At 66.8% G+C, this 13,927-nt stretch carries 9 protein-coding genes; 4 read left to right on the top strand and 5 right to left on the bottom strand.

Annotation, left to right across the window (positions count from 1 at the left end):
• Positions 1-75: 75 nt before the first annotated feature.
• Positions 76-1,797 (bottom strand): DUF4407 domain-containing protein, encoded by a 1,722-nt coding sequence (locus LGY53_RS31985; protein WP_225730419.1) that lies wholly within the window; start codon positions 1,795-1,797, stop codon positions 76-78.
• Between the two features lie 213 nt (positions 1,798-2,010).
• Between LGY53_RS31985 and aroQ the strand changes: the two genes are divergently transcribed.
• The 3 genes from aroQ to LGY53_RS31970 all read left to right on the top strand — a co-directional run bounded on the left by aroQ (position 2,011) and on the right by LGY53_RS31970 (position 9,590).
• Positions 2,011-2,598, top strand: coding sequence for a gamma subclass chorismate mutase AroQ (aroQ, locus tag LGY53_RS31980; protein ID WP_225730418.1), 588 nt, complete (start codon positions 2,011-2,013; stop codon positions 2,596-2,598).
• A gap of 883 nt (positions 2,599-3,481) precedes the next feature.
• Positions 3,482-8,128 carry a glutamate synthase large subunit gene (gltB, locus tag LGY53_RS31975; RefSeq protein ID WP_225730417.1) on the top strand — a complete coding sequence of 1,549 codons (4,647 nt, stop codon included), beginning with the start codon at positions 3,482-3,484 and terminating at the stop codon, positions 8,126-8,128.
• Positions 8,121-9,590 (top strand): glutamate synthase subunit beta, encoded by a 1,470-nt coding sequence (locus LGY53_RS31970; RefSeq protein ID WP_225730416.1) that lies wholly within the window; start codon positions 8,121-8,123, stop codon positions 9,588-9,590. Before gltB ends, LGY53_RS31970 begins: the two co-directional genes overlap by 8 nt.
• Before the next feature lie 51 nt (positions 9,591-9,641).
• On the opposite strand, the gene LGY53_RS31965 is transcribed toward LGY53_RS31970, so the two are convergent.
• Both LGY53_RS31965 and LGY53_RS31960 read right to left on the bottom strand, forming a co-directional pair.
• On the bottom strand, positions 9,642-10,751 hold the full coding sequence (locus tag LGY53_RS31965) for a hypothetical protein (RefSeq protein WP_225730415.1): 1,110 nt from the start codon (positions 10,749-10,751) through the stop codon (positions 9,642-9,644).
• Between the two features lie 85 nt (positions 10,752-10,836).
• Entirely contained in the window at positions 10,837-11,409 is a 573-nt protein-coding gene (locus LGY53_RS31960) for a dihydrofolate reductase family protein (protein ID WP_225730414.1), read from the bottom strand.
• Between the two features lie 500 nt (positions 11,410-11,909).
• Here LGY53_RS31960 and LGY53_RS31955 point away from each other — a divergent pair, with 500 nt between their 5' ends.
• Complete coding sequence (locus LGY53_RS31955) at positions 11,910-12,809, top strand: cutinase family protein (protein ID WP_225730413.1); 900 nt, start codon at positions 11,910-11,912, stop codon at positions 12,807-12,809.
• 80 nt (positions 12,810-12,889) lie between these two features.
• On the opposite strand, the gene LGY53_RS31950 is transcribed toward LGY53_RS31955, so the two are convergent.
• On the bottom strand, positions 12,890-13,156 hold the full coding sequence (locus LGY53_RS31950; protein ID WP_225730412.1) for a hypothetical protein: 267 nt from the start codon (positions 13,154-13,156) through the stop codon (positions 12,890-12,892).
• Positions 13,157-13,267: 111 nt separating this feature from the next.
• Positions 13,268-13,888 carry a histidine phosphatase family protein gene (locus tag LGY53_RS31945; protein ID WP_225730411.1) on the bottom strand — a complete coding sequence of 207 codons (621 nt, stop codon included), beginning with the start codon at positions 13,886-13,888 and terminating at the stop codon, positions 13,268-13,270.
• Positions 13,889-13,927: the final 39 nt, after the last annotated feature.

Raw genomic sequence — 13,927 nt, 5'->3', positions numbered from 1 at the left:
GGTCTCGGTGCGGTCCGCCGCGACCGGTCGCCGCCCGTATCGACCAGGCGGCACTTGCCGGACCGCACCGAGGTGTCAGTTGCCCGGCGGAAGTTCCCGCGGCCCGCGCCGACCCGGCAGCTGCGGATCGTTGCGTCCGCCGAGCTCGTCGTGCGACGCGCCCGCCGAAAGCCGCTGTCCCTGCGGCGTGTTCGGCAATTCCGAATAATCCGCGTCGACGACGGTCGCGGCGATCTGGTGTGCGTACCGCGCCGCCTCCGGAGACCCGGGCTGGAGCTGGTAGCCCGGATGTCCGCCGTGCGAATCCTGCGCGTCGACCGTCACCTTGCGGGTGCGCCGCAGCGTGAAGGTGATCTCCTCGACCTCCTCGAAGGCCTGCCGCGCGGTGCGCAGCGGGTGGGTCGCGGTATCGATCGCGTTGGCGACGAAGGACGGCACCAGCGGGCGGATGAGGCGGGCGGCGGTATCGGTGAACGGCACCGTGCCGATGATCGGAAGTTCCAGGCCGCCACCGCGCTTCGGTATTTCGGGCGCCGGATGCGCGCTCGCCTCGGTGAGCGCGGCGCCGGTGACGGGCGCGGGCAGATTCGGTGTCATATGTCCTTCTCGAGTCTCTTCGGCTGCGGGCAGTTCGCGGCGGGGCGGTTCGGCGACGCCGATCTGCAGTCCGCCGATGGCGGCGACGATGCGGGTGCGCTGCTGCTCCCGATCGATGGCGGTCTGCGCCTCGACGGCGAGGCGGGTCGCAGTGAGTTCCTGGTCGGCGCGCAGGGTTTCGGCCGCGGCGCGCGCCTCGGCCCGTTTGATCGCGATGGCCGCGTCGGCCTCGCGTTCGGCCCGGTCCTCGACGATGCGGGCGGCGAGCCTGCGGTCGAGGAAGGTTTCGCCGCGCCACCAGCGCAGGATCAGCGGCAGCAGCGCGAGGAGGGTGAACACCGTCGCGCCGAGCACCCGCAAGGCGAGCGCACTGCCATTGTGCGTCGTGTAGTCGTTCATCGCCGCCCAGCGTGCGCCGAGCCCGCGATCGGCAGTGGTGACGGCGGCGGATCTGGCTGCGGCCAGCGCCTTTTCGTCGGCGGCGATGCGCTGGTCGAGCGGGTCGACCTTGGCCTGTTCGATGGCGAGCTGCTTGCGCGCGTCGTCGAGCATGTCGTTGGCGGTTTGCGATTCCGGGCCGCGCCCGGGCACGTGGGTGATCTTGGTGGGCGGGCATTCCGGCGTCGGGTTGACTTCGCAGCGCGCGATGACCAGAGCGTCTTCGGTATCGTTGCGCGCCTTGGCGATTGCCCGGTCCAGCGCGGCGCGATCGGCGACGGCGCGGTCGAGTTCGGCGTTCGCCGCCGCCACCGCGGGCACGGAATCGGCGGAGCGCTGGGCCTTTTCGGCGATCGTCCGGTCGATGCTGCCGCCGAATGCGAGTACCGCGGCCAATTCGGCGACGCAGCAGCCGAGCACCACCGCGACCCCGATCCGCGCGGCCATCCCGAACCGGTCCGGCATCCGCCCCGGGCGCGCCGTCGCGAGCGCCCGCCCGACGAAGCAGCCCAGCGCGCCGACCAGCAACGCGGCCAACAGGTTTGCGAACAGGGGCGCATCGGCCGAGCCCAGCACGAGCCCGGTGACAATGTCGGCCACCACCCCGGACAACAGCACCACCGCACCGGTGACCGCGTATCCGGCTCGCTCGTGCCGCTCCCCGAGTTCCGCGCTGCGCGCCGGGGTCGCGGACCCACCGAGCCAGGCGAGTACGCCGGTGAGGTTCCTATCGTCGCTGCCTGCGCCTCGCCGCTCGTCCACCGGACCTCACATCCTCTACGCCCCAGCCACTTTCGCGCACGATGAAACTGTCACGGATTCGTTGTGACAGCGTGACAGGCCTTGGGCCGACACACCGAGTACGGCCCGGGGTATGTGCGCAGCCTCACAGAAATGCGTATCCGCTATGCCCGCTGAGCAACCGCCCCGAATACGCTGATTCGGTGACTCGTTTCCGAGCGGATTGGTTGGCACATGCGAGCGTTGCTGGTGTCGGTGCTGTCGGTGGCGCTGCTGGTGTTGGCGCCCGATAGCGCGAACGCGACGCCGGGCGGGCCGGATTCCGGCCCGCTGGACCGGCTGGTTGCGCTGGTCGCGGACCGGCTCGACACCGCGGACGCGGTGGCGGCGGCCAAATGGGCGACGGCCGAACGCAGCGGAACCCCGCCGGTCATCGACGATCCGGCCCGCGAGGCGGATGTCTACGATTCGATGGCTCGGCTCGGCGAGCGGCTCGATCTGCCCGAAAACTGGATCAGGCAGGTCTTTTTCGGTCAGATCGAGGCCAATAAGGTGGTGCAGCGCGGGCTGATCGCGGGCTGGCGTTTCGATCCGGCGGGCGCGCCCGCCGCGCCGCCGGACCTGTCGACGGTGCGGCCGCGGATCGATCGGCTCAATGCCGAGATCGTCGACGAGGTCGCGGCCCATCGGGGCGAGCTGTCCGGCCCGGATTGTGCGGAGCGGTTGGCGCACAGCGTATTCGGCGCCTTCGCGACCTGGCGGGGGGATGCGTTGCATCGGGTCGCGCTGGTCCGGGCGACCACGGTGCTGTGTGCACCGTAAAGGCGATTCGTCCGTCTTTCGATAGGCAGTATGCCTAGAAACATCGCCGAAATATTTCCGGAACAGCACCCCTTCTGTCGGTTTCGCGACATCCGCCGCGCGCCGGGGTGCCCGGTGACCAGTGTGTCCAATCCCACTCCCTACTATTTGCTGGCCATGTGCTGAAAGCCACAGCGCGCAAAAGAGTCCGGACGGTCGGATCACTGCCCGGGCATGTCACGGGCTTGTTGGAAATCTCTCACCAGATATCGGTTTGGTTAGCCGCCGAGCCGACGGTTTGTCGGCCACCGGACCGGGGAAATCACTTTCGACGCAGGTGAGCGGTGTTTCCGGCGCAATGGGATCGGCTCGGAACCGGTGGCGCACAATCGTTGTCGGCCGCTGGCACGCGGTGCCGGGGTCTCGATCACGCCGTGGGCGCTGCTTTACACTGGACAACGCGCACACGTGGAGGACCTCATGAAGAAGCCCAGCTAGACCAGGTTATTAGTGCAACCTTAGTTGGTTGGGCCTCGGACCTGACTTATCGTTTGCTCTTACGCCGAACCCAAAAATGTTCGGCGGATCGCCCGCTCGGGCAGCCCCCAGCGTAGCGGGCGAACACCCGCTCGAAGGTAATGATCGTGTTAGAGATCCGTTACCGACGCAGCACCCACGACGTCGAAAAGCGGGTGGCACAACTGGAGACGTGACTGCACACAGCGGTGCGAATGTCGGGCTCGCCAGGCGAAAGCCTGCGCAAACCGCGCAGAGCCCGAAAGCACCGCTATTCGAACACCGAGACCATCAGCGCGGCTGGTTTCCGGAACGTACGGGCGCAGTCTTGATGGAGGCGTTCGACGAAGGCCGTTTCTTCGAAGGCCGATTTCTTGAAGGCAGAGGCATGACGCAACTACCTGGCCACCGGTCACCCGGCCCCATCGGGCTCTACGACCCCGCGCACGAACACGATGCCTGCGGTGTCGCATTCGTCGTCGATATGCACGGCCGTCGCAGCCGCGACATCGTCGACAAGGCTATTACCGCCCTGCTGAACCTCGAACACCGCGGTGCCGCGGGCGCGGAACCGAATTCCGGTGACGGCGCGGGCATCCTGATCCAGGTTCCGGACGCGTTCTTCCGTGCCGTCGTCGACTTCGAGCTGCCCGCCGAGGGTGCGTACGCCACCGGTATCGCCTTCCTGCCGCAGGCCCGTCGCGAGGCCGCCCGCGCCGCGTACGGCGTGGAGAAGATCGTCAAGGAGGAGGGCCTCGACGTCCTCGGCTGGCGCGAGGTGCCGATCGACGAATCCTCGCTCGGCGCGCTCGCCCGCGACGCCATGCCGACGTTCCGGCAGATCTTCATCGCCTCGCCCAAGAACTCCACCGAGCAGCTCTCCGGTATGGACCTGGAGCGGCGCGCCTACGTCATCCGCAAGCGGGTCGAGCACGAACTCGGCAGCTCGGGCGCCGGTGAGGGCGCGGTCGGCAAGGAATCGGTGTACTTCCCGAGCCTGTCCGGCCAGACCTTCGTCTACAAGGGCATGTTCACCACCCCGCAGCTGCGCGCGTTCTACCTGGACCTGCAGGACGGCCGGGTGGAGAGCGCGCTCGGCATCGTGCACTCGCGCTTCTCCACCAACACCTTCCCGTCGTGGCCGCTGGCGCATCCGTTCCGCCGGGTCGCGCACAACGGTGAGATCAACACGGTCACCGGTAACGAGAACTGGATGCGCGCGCGAGAAGCGCTGCTGCACAGTGACATCTTCGGCACCGACTCCGCCGGCAACAACCGGCTGGAGAAGATCTTCCCCATCTGCACCCCGGGGGCCAGCGACACCGCCCGTTTCGACGAGGTGCTGGAGCTGCTGCACCTCGGCGGCCGCAGCCTGCCGCACGCCGTGCTGATGATGATTCCCGAGGCCTGGGAACGCAACGAGAACATGGACCCGCGGCAGCGGGCGTTCTACGAGTACCACTCGATGCTGATGGAGCCGTGGGACGGCCCGGCCTCGGTGTGCTTCACCGACGGCACCGTCGTCGGCGCCGTGCTCGACCGCAACGGCCTGCGCCCGAGCCGCGTCTGGGTGACCGACGACGGCCTGGTCGTGATGGCCTCCGAGGTCGGCGTGCTCGATATCGATCCGTCGAAGGTGGTCCGCAAGGCCCGCCTGCAGCCGGGTCGGATGTTCCTGGTCGACACCGCGCAGGGACGCATCGTCGGCGACGAGGAGATCAAATCCGAGCTGGCCGCCGAACACCCGTACCAGGAGTGGCTGGACGCGGGCGTCACCAAACTGGCCGATCTGCCCGACCGCCCGCACGTGCACATGTCGCACGACCGGGTGCTGATCCGGCAGCAGATCTTCGGATACACCAACGAAGAGCTGAACCTGCTGATCGCGCCGATGGCCAAGACCGGCGGTGAGGCGCTCGGTTCGATGGGCACCGACACCCCGATCGCGGTGCTCTCGGCCCGGCCGCGCCTGCTGTTCGACTACTTCTCTCAGCTGTTCGCGCAGGTCACCAACCCGCCGCTGGACGCGATCCGGGAAGAGGTGGTCACCAGCCTGAACCGGGCGATCGGCCCGGAGGCCGACCTGCTGCACCCCGGCCCCGAATCGTGTAAGCAGATCGCGATCGAACAGCCGATCCTGGACAACGACGAGCTGGCCAAGCTCATCCACATCAACGACGACGGTTCGCAGCCCGCGCTGCGGTCGGTGGTCATCCACGGCCTGTACCCGGTCGCCAAGGGCGGCAAGGGACTTCGCCGGGCGCTCAAGGCCATCAACACCCAGGTGTCGGCGGCCATCGACGGCGGCGCGCGGATCATCGTGCTCTCCGACCGCGAATCGAACGAGAAGCTGGCGCCGATTCCGTCGCTGCTGCTGACCTCCTCGGTGCACCACCACCTGGTGCGCGAGCGCACCCGCACCAAGGTCGGCCTGGTCGTCGAGGCCGGTGACGCCCGCGAGGTGCACCACATGGCCACCCTGGTCGGCTTCGGCGCGGCCGCGATCAACCCGTACATGGCCTTCGAGACCATCGAGGACATGCTGGAGCGCGGGGCGATGTCACTCGGCACCGGCAGCCTGGAGTCCGACTACCGCAAGGCCGTCGCCAACTTCAACAAGGCGGCGGGCAAGGGCGTGCTGAAGGTGATGTCCAAGATGGGCATCTCCACCATGGCCTCCTACAACGGCGCGCAGCTCTTCCAGGTGATCGGTCTGTCGCAGGAACTGGTGGACGAATACTTCACCGGTCTGCGCTCGCACCTGGACGGCATCGGCCTCGAGGAGATCGCCGCCGATGTCGCCGAGCGGCACAAGCTGGCCTTCCTGGAGAACCGCAACGAGCGCGCGCATCGCGAGCTCGAGGTGGGCGGCGAATACCAGTGGCGGCGCGAGGGTGAGTACCACCTGTTCAACCCGGACACCGTCTTCAAGCTGCAGCACGCGACCCGCTCGGGTCAGTACTCGATCTTCAAGGAGTACACCAAGCTGGTCGACGACCAGTCCGAGCGCCTCGCCTCGCTGCGCGGTCTGTTCAAGTTCAAGACCAAGGAGCGCAAGCCGATCTCGATCGACGAGGTCGAGCCCGCCTCGGAGATCGTGAAGCGATTCTCCACCGGCGCGATGAGCTACGGCTCGATCTCGTCCGAGGCGCACGAGACCCTCGCCATCGCGATGAACCGCCTCGGCGGCCGGTCGAATTCGGGTGAGGGCGGCGAGCATCCGGCCCGCTTCGAGGTCGAGGAGAACGGCGACTGGCGGCGTTCGGCGATCAAGCAGGTGGCCTCCGGCCGCTTCGGCGTCACCGCGCACTACCTGACCAACTGCACCGATATCCAGATCAAGATGGCGCAGGGCGCGAAACCCGGTGAGGGCGGCCAGCTTCCGGCGCACAAGGTGTACCCGTGGGTGGCCGAGGTCCGGCACTCCACGCCCGGCGTCGGCCTGATTTCGCCGCCGCCGCACCACGACATCTACTCGATCGAGGATCTGGCGCAGCTGATCCACGATCTGAAGAATGCGAACCCGCAGGCGCGGATTCACGTGAAACTTGTTGCGGAACCGGGCGTCGGCACCGTCGCCGCCGGTGTGTCGAAGGCGCACGCCGACGTGGTGCTGATCTCCGGCCACGACGGCGGCACCGGTGCGTCGCCGCTCACCTCGCTGAAGCATGCGGGCGGTCCGTGGGAGCTCGGCCTGGCCGAGACCCAGCAGACGTTGCTGCTCAACGGACTTCGCGACCGCATCGTCGTGCAGGTGGACGGTCAGATGAAGACCGGCCGCGACGTGATGATCGCCGCGCTGCTCGGCGCGGAGGAATTCGGTTTCGCCACAGCGCCTTTGGTGGTGTCGGGCTGCATCATGATGCGTGTGTGCCACCTCGACACCTGTCCCGTCGGTGTCGCGACGCAGAATCCGGTGCTGCGTGAACGCTTCACCGGTAAGCCGGAATTCGTCGAGAACTTCATGCTGTTCATCGCCGAAGAGGTCCGGGAACTGCTGGCGCAGTTGGGCTTCCGCACGTTGAACGAGGCCATCGGCCGGGTCGACATGCTGGATACCACGCGGGCCAAGGCACATTGGAAGGCCAGCAAGCTGGACCTCTCGCCGATCCTCGACGATGTCGAGACGGCGTTCATGTACCAGGACCGCCGCTGCACCAAGGCGCAGGACCACGGCCTGGACAAGGCCCTGGACCAGCAGCTGATCGAGCAGAGCCGGGACGCGCTGGAGCGCGGCCAGGCGGTGAAGTTCGAAACCAAGATCACCAATGTGAACCGCACCGTCGGCACCATGCTCGGCCACGAGGTGACCAAGCTCTACGGCGGAACGGGCCTGCCCGACAACACGATCGACATCACCTTCACCGGTTCGGCGGGCAACAGCTTCGGCGCGTTCGTCCCGGCCGGTATCACCCTGCGGGTGAACGGTGATGCGAACGACTATGTCGGCAAGGGACTTTCGGGTGGACACCTGGTGGTCCGCCCGTCGCAGAACGCACCGGCCGATTTCGTCGCCGAGCAGAACATCATCGCGGGCAACGTGATCCTGTTCGGCGCCACCAGCGGGCGGGCTTTCATCCGCGGTGTCGTCGGCGAGCGATTCGCGGTGCGCAACTCCGGCGCCACCGCGGTGGTCGAGGGCGTCGGCGACCACGGTTGCGAATACATGACCGGTGGCCGGGTGGTGATCCTGGGCGAGACCGGGCGCAACTTCGGCGCCGGTATGTCCGGTGGTGTCGCATTCGTCTACGACCCGAACGGCACCCTGGCCGACCGGGTGAACCCGGAGCAGGCGCAGGCGCTGGAACCGCTCTCGGGCGACGACTTCACCTGGCTGCACGACATCGTCGCGCAGCACCGCGACGAGACGGGTTCCGCTGTGGCCGAACGCATTCTGAGCGATTGGTCGCAGCAGGTGAACCACTTCGTGAAGGTTATGCCGCGCGAATACAAGAAGGTTTTGCTCGCCATCTCCGAGGCCGAGAAGAGCGGCAAGGATGTTGACGAGGCGATCATGGAGGCCGCTCGTGGGTGACACGCAAGGATTTCTGAAGCACACCTCGCGTGAGCTCCCGAAGCGGCGGCCGGTGCCGCTGCGCCTGATGGACTGGAAAGAGGTGTACGAGGAGAATTTCTCCAAGGACACCTTGAAGACCCAGGCCAGCCGCTGCATGGACTGTGGAATTCCGTTCTGCCACAACGGTTGTCCGCTGGGCAACCTGATTCCGGAATGGAACGACCTGGTCTACAAGGACCGCTGGCGCGACGGTATCGACCGGCTGCACGCCACCAACAACTTCCCGGAATTCACCGGGCGGCTGTGCCCGGCGCCGTGCGAATCGTCCTGCGTGCTCGGCATCAACCAGGACGCGGTGACCATCAAGCAGGTCGAGGTCGAGCTGATCGAGAACGCCTTCGACGAGGGCTGGGTGACCCCGGTCTACCCGACCCGGTTGACCGGTAAGCGGGTGGCCGTCGTCGGCTCCGGCCCGGCCGGTCTGGCCGCCGCACAGCAGCTGACCCGCGCCGGCCACACCGTCACGGTGTTCGAGCGGGCCGACCGCATCGGCGGCCTGCTGCGCTACGGCATCCCGGAATTCAAGATGGAGAAACGCTTCATCGACCGCCGCCTCGCGCAGATGGAGGCCGAGGGCACCATCTTCAAGACCGGGGTGAACGTCGGCGTCGACATCACCGCCGAGCAGCTGCGCGAGCAGTTCGACGCGATCGTGCTGGCCGGCGGCGCCACCCTGGCCCGCGACCTGCCGATTCCGGGTCGCGATCTGGACGGTATCCATCAGGCGATGGAATTCCTGCCGTGGGCCAACCGGGTGCAGCTCGGCGACGACGTCACCGACGCCGACGGGCTGCCGCCGATCCATGCGAAGGGTAAGAAGGTCGTCATCATCGGCGGTGGTGACACCGGCGCCGACTGCCTCGGCACCTCGCACCGGCAGGGCGCGGCGAGCGTGCACCAGTTCGAGATCATGCCGCGGCCGCCGCAGGAGCGTGCGACGTCCACCCCGTGGCCGACCTACCCGCTCATGTACCGGGTGTCCTCGGCGCACGAGGAGGGCGGCGAGCGGGTGTTCTCGGTGAACACCGAGCGTTTCGTCGGCGCCGACGGCAAGGTGACCGGCCTGGAGGCGCACGAGGTCAAGATGGTGAACGGCCGCTTCGAGAAGGTGGACGGTACCGACTTCACCCTCGAGGCCGACCTGGTGCTGCTGGCCATGGGCTTCGTCGGTCCCGAAAAGCCGGGCCTGCTCACCGATTTGGGCGTCGGCTACGACCAGCGCGGCAACGTCCAGCGCGACCGGAACTGGGCCACCAACGTCCCCGGCGTATTCGTCGCGGGCGATATGGGTCGCGGCCAGTCCCTGATCGTGTGGGCCATCGCCGAGGGCCGCGCCGCCGCGGCCGCCGTCGACAACTACCTGGAGGGTGAGACCGCGCTGCCCGCGCCCATCACCCCCACCATGGTCGCCCAGCGCTGATCGGCTGCACGAAAGGCGCCGGTGGACAAAACGTCTACCGGCGCCTTTCTGTTATGCCAGTGCCCGGCAAGCGCTTTCGTAGCGGAGGGTGGCATCGCGCATATCCTGTAGCGCCTCGGCGAGTGCGCCGGGTTCGCGGGATTCGGCGACGCGGGCGAGTCGGTGCAACGGGACGGTGATGTCCTGGAATGCCGTCGGGGTATTGGAGCGGATCAGCGGGATGCGGTGGTAGATCGAACCGTCGGAATCCCAAAAGGCCCAGTGGCATGGCGCATTTCGGATGAAGGTCTGGCCCAGGTAGCGGACGGCGCCGGTCACGAAGGGGTCGGCGGCCGCCGATGCGACCGCGGACCAGTCGTCGAATACTCGCCGGATGAGGATTTCCAGCGCGTAGAGGGAATCGACACCGAAGTCGAAGGGAAAGTCCTTGGGCAGGAAGCGGATTCGCCATGCGACCAGTGCCGGGACCATATCCGACAGCCAGCGGTCCAGGAAGGTCGTGGCGAATTCGGTCATGAGCCCGCGCTCCTTCGCCATGTACCAGGCGAGCGAGTCCGGTTCGGCGGCAGGCGGATTCGGGTCCGATCGGGGCGGTGGGGCAACATCGTAGAAGTCGAGGCCGAACTCGTCGCGCAGCACGGCGGCCTGTTCGGATGTGGCCAAGACGTAGATGTCGTCTTGGCATGATTCTATTTTCGACCGGCAGATCTGGTGGAACAGCCGCGGATCGGCGCCGCCGGGATCCAGATCGCTGAACTGTTCCGACACCGCCCCCTGGTCGACATAGTCGTCGGACTGGTGCTCGACATGCCACCAGACCGGTTCGCCGTTGCGCCGGAAATACAGGTACTCGTAGTCATCCGCGACCCGCAGCAGCTGGACATCGGAGATGACCACCGCGCCGCCCGTACATTCGGCCACATCGTCTTCCAGTTTGCTTCGGTAGTAGTCCGCGACATCGTCGACATCCTCACCGTGGATCGAAATGGCGACGCCGAATTCGGGAATCCAACCGATCACATCATCTTCGTCCAGTTCCTCGTCCAGATGCTCCGCCCGCCACGCGGCGATTCCGGCGAGCACCTCCGCGGCCTTCTGCTCCGTCACCATGCCCAGCTCCACCAGTCGGCGGGCCAGCGCTCGGACGGTCCTTCTCGTCATGCCGCCCGATTGTGGCCCAAACCTCCGACATGCCGAACCGATTGCGCCTGTGGACAATTCATCCACAGGCACGATCGGTTGTGGACTACGCGACCGCGTAGCGGAGGTAGACGACCCCGTTGTCGAAGACGTTGGATTCGGCGAGGGTCAGGCCGAAGTTGCTCTTCGAGGCGAAAAGTGGTGTGCCGCCGCCTATTACGACCGGGTGGACGAAGACGCGGTATTCGTCGATCAGGCCCGCGGCGGCGAGCGAGTGGACCAGGACGGGGCTGGCGAAGATCATGATGGTCTCGCCGTCGGCGGATTTCAGGTCCTGGACGGCGGCGGTGAGGTCGGTGGAGATCAGGCGGGAGTTGTGCCAGTCGGCCGATTCCAGGGTGGTGGAGGCGACGACCTTGGCGACATTGTTGACCCAGTCGGCGTGTGCGAGTTCGCCCGCGCCCGCGTCCGGGTTGTCGGGCACCGCACTCCAGTGGCCGTACATGCCGAGGTAGGTCTTGCGGCCGTACATCGCGGTGTCCACATCCCCGATGACCTTCCCGGCGAAGGCGGAGACCTCCTCGGACATTCCGGGGAACGTCCATTCGAAGCCCATACCCTCGCCAGAATCGACGTAGCCGTCGATGGTCATGTGCTCGAGGGCGACCAGTTTGCGCATGGTGATTTCCTTTCACAAGCGGTTGCAGGATGCAATCGCCTGTGTAGACGGGACGGTCCCGCGAAAGTCATCGGCGCCCGGCGATCAATCTTCGGCATCCATGGTTCACCCGGTGGGCATCCCGATATCCGGTCACCGAGCCGATCGTGAAATCGCCTGTCCGGCTTTGCCATCCGTATGCTGAGAGCCCGGTCAACCCCTTAGTCGATGATATTAGCTAACTTCCAGCAGACTCTTGGTCATGAAAACTGCTCTGGCCTAGAAGGTTTGGGCAAGCGACGGAAATTGGACAGGACCGTGTGTTCGGATGGCGTCGGCACGCACGAACACTTATTGTGTTCAGCGGCGTGCTGTTGATCTTGGCGTGTTCGCACGTCATCTCGCTGGGTTGGCAGAGTTAACCCGGTGTGCACTGGAACGACATCCGTCGAGTTCAGCATCATAGTGGCAACTTGTCGGGGCGAGTCCCTTGCGAGGGGCGAGGTTTGAACTGGAGCAGTATGCGGTTGAAGAAGATTGTCGCGGCTCTCGGTGCATCCGCGGCGTTGACATCTGGTTTGGTGTTCGGCACCGGATCGGCGAGCGCCGATTCCGGCTGCCCGAGTCTGTATGTGGTTGCCGTCCCCGGCACTTGGGAAACGGGTCACGACAAGAAGCCGCAGCCCGGCATGCTGGCAGGCGTCACGAACAACATGCCCGGTTCGGTCGACGTCGACTATGTGACCTACGCCGCCACCGCCTTCCCTTGGGAGGGTGACGTTTACGGCGCGTCGAAGAAGGAAGCCGTCGACAATGCCCGCGCCATGGCGGAGAACATGCTCAACCGCTGCGGCAACACCCGGCTCGCGCTGGTCGGCTACAGCCAGGGCGCCGATGCGGCGGGCGATCTCGCGGCCGAAATCGGCACCGGCGTAAGCCCGATCCGTCCGGAGCGGCTCGCCGCCGTCGGCCTGATCTCCGACCCGCGCCGCTCGCCCTCCGACACCCAGATCGGCCCGTTCGCTCCGGGTGCAGGCGCCGGTGGCGCCCGTCCGGGCGGTTTCGGTTGGGTCAGCGACCGCGTTCGCACCATCTGCGATCCGGAAGACCTCTACTGCTCCACCGCGGACGACGATTTCGTCACCCGCTTCGCCGGCTTCCTGGCCCAGAGCTCGGAGGCGAACCCGGCCAACATCTGGCGCTATCAGCTCGAGCTCGGCTCGATCATGGGTGACCTGTTCGCGCACGGCGGCATCCCGACCCTGCAGTCGCAGCTGTCGGATTCGGCGAACGAGCAGCGCGCCAAGGATCTGGAGCACTTCTACAAGTCGCAGGCGCACACGCTGTACGGCAGCTACTCGGTGGGTGGCGGTCAGACGGCCATCTCCTGGATGCACAACTGGATCGCCGGACAGGCCTGATCCAACAAACACAGTCGAAGGCCGCTCGCCCGGGGACTATCGGGCGAGCGGCCTTCGTCATGTTCGGCGCGAAAAACCCGTCAGCCCGCGGATCCGGTGCCGGGCAGCGGCAGACCGGGCAGCTGCCACTGGTGGTCGTGGTGATGGTGATGCCGACGGTGATGCCACCAGTTGTTGATATCCCCGGCCTGCTGCGGCGCGTCCTGAGCGGCCTGCACGACCGGAACGGACTGATCGGGCGCCTCGGCGGAGGCGGTGGCCGCGACGGCGGCGAGCGGAACGGCGACCAGCGCACCCGCGATGGCGAAACGGGCGGCCCGGCGGCGCGGCGATGTCTTCGACGACAACGGAATTCCTTTCTGTCAGACCGTGAGCCGCTGGTGCGGCGACCCACCGGTCTCATCGAAGTTTCCGTCGCTGGGACGCCGGTGCGACCTCCCTGACAATCCACTGTGTGCTCAGGCCCCGCGTGCCGCGATATTGCGCGGCAACAGATCCCAGACGTGCCCGTTCTCGTTGATCGTCGCGGCGGTGCGGCGGCCGGTGCGGGAGAACAGGATTCGGGTGATCGAGCAGTAGTCGATCGGGAAGGTCAGCGGGCGGGCCAGGCTGAGCACGTCCTGCAGCAGCACGTTGATCACGCCGCCGTGCGCGAAAACCACGACGGTGTCGGCGGGTTCGGTATTCGCCGCGAGTTCGGCGACGGCGCCGAGCACCCGGCCGATGAACGCGGGCGCATCGATCTGTTCGGGCAGGTGCCCGGATTTGATCCGCTCGTATACCGCGCGGAATTCGGTCTTGGCATCCTCGATCGGAATGTAGGCGGGCAGGTCGCGATCGTATTCGGCGAGATCGTCGACGATTTCGACGCCCAGCCCGAGTTTGGCCGCGAGCGGCGCCGCGGTCGCCGCCGCGCGGCGCTGCGGGCTGGCGACCACGCGGCGAATTCGATGCTGGCTCAACGCCGCGGGCACCCGCTCGGCCTGCTCCAACCCGATCGGCGCCAGCTCGGGATCGGCGATGCCATCCGCGACGACCGTCCGGAGCGGCTGCGCGTGCCGCACAAGAATCAACTGCACGGCACCACTCTGCCGCAGCGACGTGGCCGGTGCGTGGCC

Origin of the sequence: Nocardia sp. JCM 34519.1 (genome assembly GCF_020361265.1) — a bacterium.
In the GTDB taxonomy this organism is placed as follows: Bacteria; Actinomycetota; Actinomycetes; order Mycobacteriales; family Mycobacteriaceae; genus Nocardia; species Nocardia arthritidis_A.
This window is presented reverse-complemented; position numbering and strand designations above follow the sequence as displayed.